Source organism: Bacillus cereus group sp. BfR-BA-01408, from assembly GCF_022663305.1.
GTDB classification, from domain to species: domain Bacteria; phylum Bacillota; class Bacilli; order Bacillales; family Bacillaceae_G; genus Bacillus_A; species Bacillus_A pacificus.
The window spans coordinates 1-14,017 of sequence record NZ_JAKUFF010000021.1; the positions used below are offsets into that span (position 1 = coordinate 1).

The following is a 14,017-nucleotide window of genomic DNA, read 5'->3' on the forward strand; positions in this document are numbered from 1 at the left end:
AAGTTAGTTTGTCTAGCATCTAAAATAAAAATTGACGTTTCACGTTGTTTGTTTCGTTCAGTTTTCAAAGAACTACTTGGTCGCTCATTTGCGACTTCCTTATGTTAACATCTTCGTTTTTCAATGTCAACTAAGTTTTTCAATTTCTTTTTTGTCGTTTTTTGCGTTTCCGCATCAGCGACGGTTATTAATTTATCATATAATATCTACCAACGTCAACACTTTTTAATAAAAAGTTCTTTTTCTTACATAACGAATACATTCCTCTGCATTAGCGACTCTTCGAAACAAACAAAAAATGATTTTATATCTTTCTTCCATTGCCTTTTTTACAACGTCATGAATACGTTCATCTTCAAAATCAAATAAAAGTTCTTCTAACTCTCTCTTCAATATGTATTCCATTTCTTTTTTCTCTTCTTTCGTTAACATAAACCCAAGCAAATCATCACCTCAATCATTTCTTCCAGAGCAATAAACATTAAGCCCATTTTCATTTAACAAAATCCTACCATCCATTATATCCACTACTTACGATATTAATCCCTTGTTCTCTTTTTTATATTTACAGCATATATGTAACTGAAAAGGATTGGACAAAGGGGCGTAATATTATGTTTTTCTTTTTTATTACGAGTAAAAGAAACTTTAAACACATTAGCTTAATAGTGATACTTTCCTTATTTACAGCATGGCTACTCTTTTTGAAAACATATTCACACGAGTCTGCTTTTTCAACCGCTACAGGACCTAAAGTTATTTACAAAGGCGACACCTCTAAAAAACAAGTTGCATTCACGTTTGATATTAGTTGGGGAGACAAAAAAGCAATTCCAATCCTTGATACACTTAAAGAAAGAGATATTAAGAATGCAACCTTCTTCCTTTCTGCTGCATGGGCAGAAAGACACCCTGATGTTGTTGAACGCATCATAAAAGATGGACATGAAATCGGTAGTATGGGTTATAATTACACGTCCTACACTTCTCTAGAGGCAAATGAAATACGAAGAGATCTTCTGCGAGCACAAGATGTTTTTACAAAACTCGGCGTGAAACAAATTAAACTATTGCGTCCACCTAGTGGAGACTTTAACAAGGCAACACTTAAAATAGCAGAATCACTCGGATACACTGTCGTTCATTGGAGTAATAACTCAAACGATTGGAAAAACCCTGGCGTAAACAATATCGTTTCCACCGTCTCTAATAATCTAAAAGGTGGAGATATCGTCTTATTACATGCATCCGATTCTGCTCTTCAAACAAATAAAGCTTTACCACTGCTTCTACAGAAATTAAAGAGTGACGGCTATGAACAAATATCCGTATCACAACTTATTTCCAACACAAGTACGAAAAGTAAAGATGTCCAATAATTTTTCACACATAAAAAGCTCTACTACCTTTCGTTCAGGTAATAGAGCTTTTTTTATCCCGATATTTTCATTCGTACAACTACCCTGCGTAAAAACTCTCTTAATTAGGCCGACTTACTCGCCTTTCCAATTAAACGATGTAATATAAGTAACTGATATGCATTACATAATAAAAGTGGTATCACCATTAAATATAACCAATCTGTATCATTAATTCGAAGTGCTGGTACCCACTCAAGAATTGTTACAACGACCATAAAGAACAAAGCTGGCACAAATGCCTTTTTATTCGTTTCCTTACTTTTTATATAAGCAACGATGGCACCAAACATAAATAACACACCAGCAACAAGTATGTTATTCCCTAATGAAACTTCCCCATTTGCAATCAATACCGATCTTAAATACACAAAATCAAATAAAACGAATGCAATAAAGAAGAGCTGGACTATATTCCATAAAGAAGACGATCGAAACATTCCCAGTCCAAAACGGTGGATTGTTAAATAAGCAAAGAACCCCATTTGACTTATCACACTAAAAATAAATCCTACACCCATCAACCAGAAGGAGACTGCCAAAATTTCCTTTCCGTCGAAATTTTGAAAAAATTTAGCGTACTTGTCCCACTCTAAAACAAATCCAATAATGACTGTACTAACCCCACCAAGAAACAACGTCGTAAAAAATAGTCGTACCCACTTGCGGCTATTCACAACACATCCCCCATTATCCTTATATTTCTAATTAAATTGTATCAATGACAATTTCAAAAAGCTAGCCATGTTCATGTATAAATTCCTTAAAGATATTTATATTAAAAAGAGAGAACTGTGCTGAAAGGAGTTCCAACTTATGAAACGGATGCTGCTCGTTTTGACTTCTTCTTTTCTATTTCTTGTACTTGTAGCATGTGCACAAGAAAAAGAAGCAAAGTCCGAACTTGATTATGATCAAACGAAGAAAATGATTGTTGATATTTTAAAAACCGATCAAGGTAAGAAAGCCATTCAAGATGTGTTAACTGATGAAAAAATGAAACAAGCACTCATACTAGATGAAACAGTAGTAAAGAAAACGATTGAAGATGCAATGGTATCCGATAAAGGGCAACAATTCTGGGAAAAGCTCTTTAAAGACCCTGAGTTCTCATCGAAATTCGCTAAAAGTATGGGAAAAGAACAAACAGCCTTAATGAAAACATTACTAAAAGACCCTGAATACCAAGCAGGCGTCATGGAAATTATGAAAAACCCTGAAGTAGAAAAAATGATGTTACAAACGATGAAGAGCAAAGAATACCGTCAATATTTACAACAAGTACTAACAGAAACTGCTGAAAGCCCACTCTTCCAAGCTAAGATGATTGATATTATTAGTAAAGGTGTCCAAAAAGCCGAAAAAAGTGGTTCTGATAAAAAGGAAGCCGGCGGTGAAGGTGGTTCCCAAGAAGGTAAAAAGGAACAGCAGTAAAAATAATAACGATAATAATGAGTGGACAATATATGTATCATCCACTCATTATTATTTTATTTTTGCGCAACAGTTGTTTTATCAATTACCGTTTCAGCTATTGTGCGATAAATAAGACCTGTCGTATGCGTATCTTCATATACTGACGGCGCAAAATCTTCTTTATTCCAATCAGGTTGTTGAAGCGGGATTCGGCCAAGTACTTCTGTTTGAAGTTCTGTAGCTAGTTTATCTCCTCCACCTCTTCCAAACACATATTCTTTTTCGCCAGTTGTTTTACTTTCAAAATAAGCCATATTCTCAACAACACCAAGAATACTATGTTCTGTACGTAAAGCCATTGCTCCAGCACGTGCTGCTACAAATGCCGCTGTTGGATGCGGCGTTGTGACAATAATCTCTTTACAAGCTGGTAGCATCGAATGTAAGTCTAGCGCAACATCACCTGTACCTGGTGGTAAATCTAAAACTAAATAATCTAAATCGCCCCATTCTACTTCTGTAAAGAAATGATTTAACATTTTCCCAAGCATAGGTCCTCTCCAAATAACCGGTGCATTATCTTCTACAAAGAACCCCATTGAGATTACCTTTACACCTAGACGCTCCACTGGAATGATTTTATCTCCTCTTACTACAGGGCGTTTTTCTATCCCCATCATATCAGGTACGCTAAAACCATAAATATCGGCATCAATGATACCAACTTTTTTCCCTAGACGAGCTAGAGCAATAGCAAGATTAACAGAAACTGTTGATTTCCCTACTCCACCTTTTCCACTCGCCACTGCTAAAAATGTCGTTTTCGAATTTGGTGACAATAAAGATTCAGTTTGCTCTTCTTCTTGTTCTGGTGCAAACTGAGCTAATTCCTCTTCTGTAAATTCTGCAAAGCGAAGCCCTACTGTTGCTGCTCCTAGTTCTTTCACTAACTTTACAATTCCAGATTGCAATTGCATTTGTTCCGCTGTACCGGTTTTTACGATTGCAATTTTAACACTTACATGTTCCTTCTCAGGCTTGACTGTCACCTCTTTAATTGCCCCTGTTTCTTTTAACGTTTTATGTAAAAACGGATCTACAATCCCTTCTAACGCTTCCACTACTTGCTCTTTCGTTACCATAATTAGCCCAGCCCCCTGTATGAAAAATAACATAATGTTAATTAAATATATCTCTCTTTACTTTTGAAATAAATGCGTTTACATTTCCAGTATAACATATTTTCGGAAAACTTCGTTAACGAGAGAAACGCAAAAAAATCCTCCTTATTCTGGAGGATTTCCTTTTTCCGTGAAATAACGTAATATACCACGATATACTGCAGCTGCTACCTTTTGCTGATATTTCTCCGAATTTAACATATACCTTTCATTTACATTCGATAAAAAGCCAGCTTCAATTAAAGCGCCTGGTGTTTTCGCATACTTTAATAAATACACATGAGAAATTGTTTTAGCAGAACGATTTGTATTCTCTAAACTCGTTCTCAACTCAGCTTGTATAAATTTCGCAGCACGTTCATTTTCAATTGAAGAACGGTAATAGAACGTTTGTGCGCCCTTCGATCCACTACTAGTTAAAGCATTTAAATGGATACTTGCAAAAAAGTCTACATCGGGTTTATTAATAATCTCTACACGTTTTTTTAAATCTTCTGCTTTACGTCTACTATATGACTTTGTATCTTTCTGGGCTAAATCATAATCTCCCTCACGCGTTAAAATAACTAGTGCACCTTGCTCTTGTAAATAATCTTGCACCTTCTTTGTGATCTCAAGCGTAATATCTTTTTCTACAATATCCTTGCCACCAACAGCCCCTCCGTCTGGTCCACCATGCCCAGCATCTAATACGATTACTTTCCCTGATAAGGGTAAATTCCAAGCTCGCCACGATTTTGTAATTTGAAATTCTTGTTTGACTAAAAAAAACAAAATAACCGCAGCGAGTGCAAAAGAGATAATTCGAATTCTCTTCATACCTTTCCTCCTCCAGCTAGTCCCTCTAATTACTTATATGGGACAAGAGGAAAGTTTATGCTTGTCTTAATGAAGCTTTAATCGATATCTTCTTTCACCTTTTTCATATCCTTCCTGCCACCATAAGCCGATAAACTGCTGGCAAGATTCAAAAAGTAATTCCTCATCTTGTAATTTAATTTCCCGCATAGTCATGCTCGTTAAAAATTGAAATAGTGTTTCCGTTAATTGTTGCTCTTCTTCTAAGGCCCTATATTTCACATCAAAGAACGATTCGCCATAATAGCCAAATTTACTATATCTCGCTCCTAATAAATACGATTCTATCCCTAATTCAATGCAGTAATCTTCATACTGACGATGAAGTTCCTGCATCTGAAAGGCATCTCTAATATTTGAACGTAATGTTTTTAATGATAATTCCCGCAGCATCTTCCGCTCATATTTCAACTGCTTTTCTTTTTGTTTTTCTTGTAAGCTGACAATGACATTCATAGTACTTATAAACCTCCCTAATACGTATTAGTCTAAACTTCTAAAGAAGAAGCATACGCGAGAGGATAGCACTAAAATATTCCAAACTACAAAAATTACAAAAGAGGAATGAAACATAAAAAAACCCCAACCAAAATGGTTGGGGTTTGTAGTTCGCAAAAATTAACGTTTTGAGAACTGAGGTGCACGACGTGCGCCTTTAAGACCGTATTTTTTACGCTCTTTCATACGTGCGTCACGAGTTAATAGACCTGCACGTTTTAGTGTTAGACGGTATTCTGGATCAGCTTTTAATAAAGCGCGAGAAATACCGTGACGAATAGCACCAGCTTGACCAGTGTATCCACCACCATTTACGTTTACAAGTACATCGTAGTTACCTAAAGTTTCTGTTGCAACTAGAGGTTGTTTCACTACTTCACGTAATGCAGCAAATGGGATATAGTTTTCAAAATCACGACCGTTAATGATAACGCGTCCTTCGCCTGGAACTAGGCGTACGCGCGCTACTGAACTCTTACGACGTCCAGTGCCATAGTATTGAACCTGTGCCAAAGTAAGCCCTCCTTTAATTGATTATCCGCGAAGTTCGTAAACTTCTGGTTTTTGTGCTTGGTGTGGATGCTCTGCTCCAGCATACACGTTTAGTTTCTTAGAAACTTGACGGCCTAAGCGTCCTTTTGGAAGCATGCCTTTAATTGCAAGCTCTAACATTTGTACAGGGTAGTTTGTACGCATTTCAAGAGCTGTTCTTTGTTTAAGTCCACCTGGGTGGTTAGTGTGACGGTAGTAAATTTTATCGTTTAATTTATTACCTGTTAAATGAATTTTCTCAGCGTTAATAATAATTACATGATCACCCGTGTCAACGTGTGGTGTAAATGTAGGTTTGTTTTTACCACGTAAAATGGATGCTACTTCACTAGCAAGGCGACCTAAAGTTTGACCTTCAGCATCAACCACATACCATTTACGCTCAACTTCGTTAGCTTTTGCCATAAAAGTCGTACGCATGTGTTTCCCTCCTCGTTATCTTTTCCATAGAAAAAATCTATTGTTTATCTTAAACACGATTTCCTTCCGGGGCTAATCGTGGTTTTAGAAACAATACCATATGTTATGATATACTTTTGAGTTTCTAATGTCAAGCAAATGTTACACCAGGATTAGTTGTTATAGTTTACCTGCCATAAATAAAGCCCATGACCAGGAGCCATCTTTCCAGCAAACTGACGATTTTGTTTCGCTAAAATCTCTGGAATGCTATCCGGATCAAGCTTTCCTTGCCCTACGCTCAGTAACGTACCAACAATAATCCTGACCATATTATATAAAAATCCATTACCTACAAAACGAAAAATTAATTCGTCGTCCTGCTCAATTAGCTCGATTTCATAAATTGTTCTCACTTTATCTTTTTTGTCAGTTTTTGCCGAACAAAAAGAAGTGAAATCATGCGTTCCAATAAAATAAGGGATCGCTTTTCTTATAGCGTTTATTTCGAGCGGATATGGATATTGATATACGTAATTTCTACGGAATACATCCGCAGTCTTTGATAATAATACACGATAACGATATTCTTTTCTCTCGACACCGTAACGTGCGTGAAATTCTTCTGTTTTTTTCTCTACCTGTGTGATAACAATATCATCTGGTAACATTGTGTTTAATGCATTGTTCCATTGCCACTCTTCAAGAGACAACGGTGTATCAAAGTGTATCACTTGTCCTTTAGCATGAACAGTAGAATCTGTTCTGCCCGATGCCTGAACACGGACAAGTTCCCCTTTATGCAATTTCTGTAAAGCTTTCTCTATTTCTTGTTGAACAGTACGATGCTGCGGTTGAATTTGATAACCACAAAAATGCATGCCATCATATGCAACCGTACATTTTATTCTATCCATTTCTTTATTCTCCATTACGATCGCACCCATGCCAAAATACAAGCTAAACAAAGTAAGCTTATAATTGTTACTGTATCGCTTGTTTTCCAGCGTAGTTGCCTGAATTTAGTACGTCCTTCGCCACTTTGATATCCACGGGCTTCCATAGCAATTGCTAAGTCCTCTGCACGCTTAAAAGCACTGATGAATAGAGGAACGAGTAGTGAAATGATAGCTTTCATCCTATCTTTTATCGGTCCCCCTGCAAAATCAATACCACGTGACGATTGTGCCTTCATTATTTTACTCGTTTCATCCATTAATGTCGGGATAAAACGAAGAGAAATTGACATCATTAATGCGATTTCATGAACAGGAACTTTTATACGCTTCAACGGCTTTAATAACGTCTCCAAACCATCTGTAATCTCAATAGGTGTCGTCGTTAACGTTAATAATGTCGTCATTAAAATAATAACGAAGAATCGTATAGAAATGTATATTCCTTGCTCTAATCCTTTTTCATGTATCGAAAACCAACCAAGCTGGAATAGTACTTCCCCTTCTTTATTTGTTAAAATATGCAGGAAAAATGTAAAAAGAAAAATCCATAGAATTGGTTTTAAGCCCGAAAGTACATAACGAATCGGCACTTTTGCAAAAAATAAAGCAATGAGTGCATATAAAAATAAAAATCCATATGAAATCGCATTATTTGCTAAGAAAACAACAAATACATATAAAAAGACAATCAGCAGCTTCGTACGTGGATCAAGTTGATGAATAAGAGAATTCCCTGGAATATATCTTCCAATAATCAACTGCTGCATGATTCATGACCACCTTTTCGTAACACCTGCACAACTTCATGAGTAAGATCCTCTAAAGATAAGGTAGCCTTTGGGATTGAAATGCCAAACTTCTCTTCAATTGCACGTTTATACTTTAAAGACATAGGAAGATCCACGCCAATTTTCTCTAGTTCATCAGCATGTGAAAATACTTCCTCTGCACTTCCTTGCAAAAAGACCGTTCCTTTATGCATGACTACAATCTGCTCGGCATATTTAGCAGCATCCTCCATATTATGCGTTACAAGGATAACTGTAAGGCCTTTCTCCTTATGTAGCTTATAAAACATCTCCATAAGTTCATTTTGCCCTTTTGGATCTAGTCCTGCTGTAGGTTCATCTAATACAAGCACTTCGGGTTCCATCGCTAATACGCCTGCTATCGCAACACGCCTCATTTGCCCACCACTTAACTCAAATGGTGAACGTGCTAACAGTTCTGGTTCTAACCCTACAAGTTCAATTGCCTCTCTTGCCTTTTGCTTCGCTTCTTTTACAGATACACCAAAATTAGTAGGTCCGAAGCAAATATCTTTCTCTACAGTCTCTTCAAACAACTGATGTTCTGGGAATTGAAAGACAACCCCTACCTTTTTACGTAGTGGCTTTAGCTTTTTTTCTTTCTTTCCTGCCGAAATGAAATGTTCACCAATTTGAACTGTGCCATTTGTCGGCTGCAATAAACCATTTAAATGTTGAATCATCGTCGACTTACCTGAACCAGTATGACCGATAATGGCATAATAGCCCCCACTTGGAAACGACACGTCTACATCATAAAGTGCGCGTCTTTCAAATGGAGTTTTATGTTGATAACGATGTTCTACTTTTTGGAATGTAATCTCCAAAGTTCGTTCACCAAGCTTTCCATTGTAAGATGCGTATTTTGCAAGAGAATTTCATTTCTTTTTAATAATTCTGCTATTTTCACTGAAAATGGTACATCTAATCCAATTTCTTGGAGCATATGAGAGGACTTGAAAATTTGTTCTGGAGTCCCTTCCTCTAATATCTCTCCCTTATTTAAAATAATGACACGGTCTGACTGTGCCGCTTCTTCTAAATCATGCGTAATTGATAACACGGTAATACCTTTTTCATTAACAAGTTGTCTAACCGTTTCTACCACTTCACGTCTCCCTTGAGGGTCTAGCATTGACGTTGCTTCATCTAATATCAAAATAGATGGCTGAAGTGCTAAAACGCCTGCTATTGCTACTCGCTGCTTTTGCCCACCAGATAACGAATGTGGCTCATCATTAAGAAAATCTTCCATACGGACTAGTCGTAAGGCCTGATCTAATCTTTCTACCATTTGCTCTCTTGGCATTCCGATATTCTCTAAACCAAAGACAACGTCATCTTGCACTGTTGTTCCAACAAATTGATTATCTGGATTTTGAAATACCATCCCAATTTGTTTTCGAACATCCCATACCGTTTCCTCTGACAAAACCATTGTATCATTTACTGTAATTGTCCCTGCTTCTGGCAAAAACAAACCATTCAATAATTTTGCAAGTGTAGACTTCCCAGAACCGTTTTGTCCAATAACAGATACCCATTCACCTTCATATAAGGAGAATGAAACATCTTTTAATGCATAAGTGGCTGCACCAGGATATTGAAATGATATATTTTCTGTCCGAAGTTTCTCTTTTTTCAATACAAGGCACCCTTTCCTTCGCCAAGTAAGCCTATTTTTATATTTAAAAAAAAGGGCCATGACCAGTTTCTTGAAAAGAACTGTCCTGCCCTTTTAATTATCATTATACTAACTCGATAATTACCATTGGTGCTGCGTCTCCGCGACGTGGACCAATTTTTGCAATACGAGTGTATCCGCCTTGGCGCTCAGCATAGCGTGGAGCTACATCAGCGAATAGTTTTTGAAGTGCATCTTGACCAGTCTCAGCGTTAGCTACTTCATTGCGAATGAAAGCTGCTGCTTGACGACGAGCATGAAGATCTCCGCGTTTACCTAAAGTGATCATTTTTTCCACTACAGAACGAAGTTCTTTTGCACGAGTTTCTGTCGTTTGGATGCGCTCGTTGATAATTAAATCAGTAGCTAAGTCACGTAACATAGCTTTACGTTGCGCACTTGTACGGCCTAATTTTCTGTATGCCATTCGTAGTTCCCTCCTTTGTTGATGGGTTTAAATCCTCAGTCGTCTTTACGTAAACCTAAACCTAATTCCTCAAGTTTATGTTTAACTTCTTCTAAGGATTTACGTCCTAAGTTACGAACTTTCATCATATCTTCTTCTGTTTTGTTCGCAAGCTCTTGTACAGTATTAATTCCTGCACGTTTTAGGCAATTATAAGAACGAACAGAAAGGTCTAGTTCTTCGATAGTCATCTCAAGAACTTTCTCTTTTTGATCTTCTTCCTTCTCGACCATAATCTCAGCATTTTGTGCTTCATCAGTTAAACCAACAAAGATATTTAAATGCTCAGTTAAGATTTTGGCACCTAAAGAGATAGCTTCTTTTGGCCCGATGCTTCCATCCGTCCATACATCAAGCGTAAGCTTATCATAATTAGCCACTTGTCCGACACGTGTCTTTTCCACTTGGTAAGTCACACGTGATACTGGAGTATAAATAGAATCAATAGGAATTACTCCTATTGGTTGATCTTCGCTTTTATTTGCATCAGCTGGCGTATACCCACGGCCACGCTTTGCAGTTAAACGCACGCGGAAATGCGCATCTTTTGCTAACGTTGCAATGTGTAAATCTGGATTTAAGATTTCTACATCACTATCGTGAGTAATATCAGCAGCTGTGACAATACCTTCGCCCTGCACATCAATTTCCAACGTCTTCTCTTCTTCAGAGTAGATTTTAAGAGCTAACTTTTTCAAGTTTAAGATGATCGTTGTAACGTCTTCTACTACGCCCTCAACTGTTGAAAATTCATGTAATACGCCATCGATTTGGATAGCAGTAACAGCGGCACCAGGGAGTGAAGATAAAAGAATACGACGTAAGGAGTTACCCAACGTAGTACCATATCCACGCTCAAGCGGTTCAATTACGAATTTACCATATTTAGCATCTTCGTTAAGTTCAACCGTTTCGATTTTCGGCTTTTCGATTTCAATCATTAACTAAACCCTCCTTCAAAACGTCGAAACCCCGGTTAAACAAAGGTATAACCCCTGTCTAACCGAAAGTCCCCCTTAGGCAGTTCCCGATTGTGCACAACAAGCGATGTTTCTGTACGAAATTTCTCGATAATGCATCATATCCATTATAGACAAAAGGGAAAATTCTATACAGAAAAATTACACACGACGACGTTTTGGTGGACGACATCCATTATGAGGAACTGGAGTAACATCTCTAATTGCTGTTACTTCTAGACCTGCAGCTTGAAGAGCACGAATTGCAGCTTCACGACCAGCACCAGGACCTTTAACAGTAACCTCTAAAGTTTTTAAACCGTGCTCCATTGCAGCTTTAGCAGCAGTTTCAGCAGCCATTTGCGCAGCGAATGGAGTAGATTTACGAGATCCACGGAAACCAAGTGCACCAGCACTAGACCAAGAAAGCGCGTTACCGTGAGTATCTGTAAGTGTTACGATTGTGTTGTTGAAAGTAGAACGAATATGAGCTACACCAGCTTCAATATTCTTTTTCACACGTTTTTTACGAGTGTTTGTTTTACGTGCCATTGTTAGTTCAACCTCCTTTACTTATTATTTCTTTTTATTTGCTACTGTACGACGTGGACCTTTACGTGTACGAGCATTGTTTTTAGAGTTTTGACCACGAACTGGTAAACCACGACGGTGACGAAGACCACGGTAAGAACCGATCTCCATTAGACGTTTGATGTTAAGAGATACTTCACGACGAAGGTCTCCCTCAACTTTAATACGATCGATGATATCACGGATACGTCCTAATTCGTCTTCCGTTAAATCACGAACTCGTGTTTCTTCAGAAACACCAGCTTCAGCAAGAATTTTTTCAGCAGTTGTGCGACCAATGCCGAATACGTAAGTTAAAGAAATAACAACGCGTTTGTCACGAGGAATATCTACACCTGCGATACGTGCCATTCCGAATGCACCTCCTTCTGATTAACCTTGTTTTTGTTTATGTTTAGGGTTTTCACAAATAACCATTACTTTTCCACGTCTACGAATAACTTTACATTTTTCGCAGATTGGTTTAACTGACGGTCTTACTTTCATGTCTCGAACCTCCTTAAAGATTACGGAGTGCTATATTATTTAAAACGGTACGTAATACGACCACGATTTAAATCGTACGGAGATAATTCTACCGTAACTTTGTCTCCTGGTAAAATACGAATGAAGTTCATACGGATTTTACCAGAAACGTGAGCCAATACGACATGCCCATTCTCTAATTCTACTTTGAACATAGCATTTGGCAACGTTTCAAGAACGGTACCTTCGACTTCAATTACATCATCTTTAGCCATTCAATAGTTCTCCCTTCTTCAAATCAGTAACATTTTACACTGCTCTGAAATCCCGGAGAGCCAGCTACTTATAAAGTGGTAAGGATTTCGTATCCTGCTTCTGTAAGAGCAATCGTGTGCTCAAAATGGGCACACCATTTACCATCTACCGTTACCACTGTCCAGTCATCAGATAGTGTTTTTACATATCGTCTTCCTTGATTCACCATCGGCTCAACACAGATGACCATTCCCGGCTTTAATCTAGGGCCTCTATTTGGTGGACCATAGTGCGGGATTTGAGGGTCCTCATGTAAGTCTTGCCCGATTCCGTGACCAACATACTCCCTAACGATCGAGAATCCATTCTCTTCAGCATGGGTTTGAACCGCATGTGAGATATTTGATAATCTCTCGCCTGGTTTTACTTGTTCTAGACCAAGATACAACGATTTTTCTGTGACATCAAGTAGCTTTTGAACAGATTCAGAAATGTTTCCAACTGGATACGTCCATGCAGAATCTCCATGGTACCCATTGTATTTCGCACCAATATCGATACTGATGATATCGCCCTCTTTGAGCTTGCGCTTCCCTGGAATTCCGTGTACAAGCTCTTCATTTACAGAAGCACATATGCTCCCCGGAAATCCGTTGTATCCTTTAAAAGATGGCGTAGCACCATATTTTTGAATCGTCTTTTCCGCTATTTGATCGAGCTCTTTCGTTGTAATTCCTGGAGTAATGTGCTGTTTTAACTCTTGATGAGTTAAAGCAACGATCCTGCCAGCTTCTCGCATGATTTCTATCTCGCGAGGAGTTTTGCAGATTATCATTACGCTAAGCCTCCGATGAGAACATCGATATCAGCAAATACTTTATTGATATCTTGCTCACCATTAATGCTTTGTAAGTAACCAAGCTCCTCGTAGAAATCAAGCAAAGGTTTAGTTTGCTTAATATTTACATCTAAGCGATTTGCTACAGTTTCTTCATTGTCATCAGAGCGTTGATATAATTCGCCACCACATTTATCGCACACGTCAGCTTTTGCTGGCGGATTGAATTCTAAGTGGTAAGTCGCACCGCACTCTTTACAAATGCGACGGCCTGTAAGGCGCTTTAATAACAACCCTGAATCCACATTAATGTTTAAAACATAGTCGATTTTTTTGCCAAGATCTTTCATAATCTCTTCAAGAGCTGATGCTTGTGCAACAGTTCGTGGGAAACCATCTAATAAGAAGCCTCTTACGCAGTCTTCTTGGCTTAAACGTTCACGAACGATTCCGATTGTAACTTCATCTGGAACAAGTGCACCTTTATCAATAAAAGATTTTGCTTGTAAACCCATTTCAGTTTCAGCCTTCATAGCTGCACGGAACATATCTCCTGTTGAGATGTGAGGGATGTTATACTTGGCAACAATCTGTTCGGCTTGTGTACCTTTACCAGCACCAGGAAGCCCCATTAAAATTAAGTTCATCCTTGTTCCCCCTCAGAGTACA

Annotated in this window: 21 protein-coding genes; 2 read left to right on the forward strand and 19 right to left on the reverse strand. The window is 38.0% G+C overall.

Going from position 1 to position 14,017, the window contains the following annotated elements; all coding sequences use genetic code 11:
* Window positions 1-225 precede the first annotated feature (225 nt).
* Window positions 226-444, reverse strand: a complete 219-nt coding sequence (locus MR083_RS11570) for a hypothetical protein (protein WP_000900296.1) — start codon at window positions 442-444, stop codon at window positions 226-228.
* Between the two features lie 170 nt (window positions 445-614).
* Between MR083_RS11570 and pdaB the strand changes: the two genes are divergently transcribed.
* A complete protein-coding gene (pdaB, locus tag MR083_RS11575; protein WP_000464707.1) occupies window positions 615-1,379 on the forward strand; it encodes a polysaccharide deacetylase family sporulation protein PdaB in 765 nt (254 codons plus the stop codon).
* A gap of 104 nt (window positions 1,380-1,483) precedes the next feature.
* Here the strand turns inward: pdaB and kbaA are convergent, their stop codons facing one another.
* Window positions 1,484-2,095 (reverse strand): KinB signaling pathway activation protein KbaA, encoded by a 612-nt coding sequence (gene kbaA / locus MR083_RS11580; RefSeq protein WP_016716249.1) that lies wholly within the window; start codon window positions 2,093-2,095, stop codon window positions 1,484-1,486.
* 139 nt (window positions 2,096-2,234) lie between these two features.
* Between kbaA and gerD the strand changes: the two genes are divergently transcribed.
* Complete coding sequence (gene gerD / locus MR083_RS11585) at window positions 2,235-2,852, forward strand: spore germination protein GerD (protein WP_000827521.1); 618 nt, start codon at window positions 2,235-2,237, stop codon at window positions 2,850-2,852.
* A gap of 56 nt (window positions 2,853-2,908) precedes the next feature.
* Here gerD and MR083_RS11590 read toward each other — a convergent pair whose 3' ends face one another.
* The 17 genes from MR083_RS11590 to MR083_RS11670 all read right to left on the reverse strand — a co-directional run bounded on the left by MR083_RS11590 (window position 2,909) and on the right by MR083_RS11670 (window position 13,995).
* The gene (locus MR083_RS11590; RefSeq protein ID WP_000256608.1) at window positions 2,909-3,976 is read right to left on the reverse strand and encodes an Mrp/NBP35 family ATP-binding protein; all 1,068 of its coding nucleotides are present in this window, start codon (window positions 3,974-3,976) and stop codon (window positions 2,909-2,911) included.
* 144 nt (window positions 3,977-4,120) lie between these two features.
* A complete protein-coding gene (cwlD, locus tag MR083_RS11595; protein WP_000822436.1) occupies window positions 4,121-4,834 on the reverse strand; it encodes an N-acetylmuramoyl-L-alanine amidase CwlD in 714 nt (237 codons plus the stop codon).
* Between the two features lie 66 nt (window positions 4,835-4,900).
* A complete protein-coding gene (locus MR083_RS11600; protein WP_001101006.1) occupies window positions 4,901-5,329 on the reverse strand; it encodes a YbaK family protein in 429 nt (142 codons plus the stop codon).
* Window positions 5,330-5,491: 162 nt separating this feature from the next.
* The gene (gene rpsI, locus MR083_RS11605) at window positions 5,492-5,884 is read right to left on the reverse strand and encodes a 30S ribosomal protein S9 (protein WP_000079986.1); all 393 of its coding nucleotides are present in this window, start codon (window positions 5,882-5,884) and stop codon (window positions 5,492-5,494) included.
* Window positions 5,885-5,905: 21 nt separating this feature from the next.
* Window positions 5,906-6,343, reverse strand: a complete 438-nt coding sequence (gene rplM / locus MR083_RS11610; RefSeq protein WP_001260793.1) for a 50S ribosomal protein L13 — start codon at window positions 6,341-6,343, stop codon at window positions 5,906-5,908.
* 152 nt (window positions 6,344-6,495) lie between these two features.
* The gene (gene truA, locus MR083_RS11615) at window positions 6,496-7,239 is read right to left on the reverse strand and encodes a tRNA pseudouridine(38-40) synthase TruA (protein WP_011039908.1); all 744 of its coding nucleotides are present in this window, start codon (window positions 7,237-7,239) and stop codon (window positions 6,496-6,498) included.
* 14 nt (window positions 7,240-7,253) lie between these two features.
* On the reverse strand, window positions 7,254-8,048 hold the full coding sequence (locus tag MR083_RS11620) for an energy-coupling factor transporter transmembrane component T family protein (protein ID WP_001186536.1): 795 nt from the start codon (window positions 8,046-8,048) through the stop codon (window positions 7,254-7,256).
* Window positions 8,036-8,917 (reverse strand): energy-coupling factor ABC transporter ATP-binding protein, encoded by an 882-nt coding sequence (locus MR083_RS11625; RefSeq protein WP_242269346.1) that lies wholly within the window; start codon window positions 8,915-8,917, stop codon window positions 8,036-8,038. Before MR083_RS11625 ends, MR083_RS11620 begins: the two co-directional genes overlap by 13 nt.
* Window positions 8,893-9,735: an energy-coupling factor ABC transporter ATP-binding protein gene (locus tag MR083_RS11630; protein ID WP_000711783.1), complete on the reverse strand. Its 843-nt coding sequence runs from the start codon at window positions 9,733-9,735 to the stop codon at window positions 8,893-8,895. Before MR083_RS11630 ends, MR083_RS11625 begins: the two co-directional genes overlap by 25 nt.
* A gap of 103 nt (window positions 9,736-9,838) precedes the next feature.
* The gene (gene rplQ / locus MR083_RS11635; RefSeq protein ID WP_000331490.1) at window positions 9,839-10,201 is read right to left on the reverse strand and encodes a 50S ribosomal protein L17; all 363 of its coding nucleotides are present in this window, start codon (window positions 10,199-10,201) and stop codon (window positions 9,839-9,841) included.
* A gap of 35 nt (window positions 10,202-10,236) precedes the next feature.
* A complete protein-coding gene (locus MR083_RS11640) occupies window positions 10,237-11,181 on the reverse strand; it encodes a DNA-directed RNA polymerase subunit alpha (protein WP_000569643.1) in 945 nt (314 codons plus the stop codon).
* A gap of 180 nt (window positions 11,182-11,361) precedes the next feature.
* Window positions 11,362-11,751, reverse strand: coding sequence for a 30S ribosomal protein S11 (rpsK, locus tag MR083_RS11645; RefSeq protein WP_000101799.1), 390 nt, complete (start codon window positions 11,749-11,751; stop codon window positions 11,362-11,364).
* Window positions 11,752-11,775: 24 nt separating this feature from the next.
* Window positions 11,776-12,141, reverse strand: coding sequence for a 30S ribosomal protein S13 (gene rpsM / locus MR083_RS11650; RefSeq protein WP_000090789.1), 366 nt, complete (start codon window positions 12,139-12,141; stop codon window positions 11,776-11,778).
* A gap of 21 nt (window positions 12,142-12,162) precedes the next feature.
* Window positions 12,163-12,276 (reverse strand): 50S ribosomal protein L36, encoded by a 114-nt coding sequence (gene rpmJ / locus MR083_RS11655; protein ID WP_000868344.1) that lies wholly within the window; start codon window positions 12,274-12,276, stop codon window positions 12,163-12,165.
* A gap of 35 nt (window positions 12,277-12,311) precedes the next feature.
* Window positions 12,312-12,530 (reverse strand): translation initiation factor IF-1, encoded by a 219-nt coding sequence (infA, locus tag MR083_RS11660; RefSeq protein WP_001029884.1) that lies wholly within the window; start codon window positions 12,528-12,530, stop codon window positions 12,312-12,314.
* 68 nt (window positions 12,531-12,598) lie between these two features.
* Window positions 12,599-13,345 carry a type I methionyl aminopeptidase gene (gene map, locus MR083_RS11665; RefSeq protein ID WP_000582539.1) on the reverse strand — a complete coding sequence of 249 codons (747 nt, stop codon included), beginning with the start codon at window positions 13,343-13,345 and terminating at the stop codon, window positions 12,599-12,601.
* On the reverse strand, window positions 13,345-13,995 hold the full coding sequence (locus MR083_RS11670) for an adenylate kinase (protein WP_001048996.1): 651 nt from the start codon (window positions 13,993-13,995) through the stop codon (window positions 13,345-13,347). Before MR083_RS11670 ends, map begins: the two co-directional genes overlap by 1 nt.
* Window positions 13,996-14,017 lie beyond the last annotated feature (22 nt).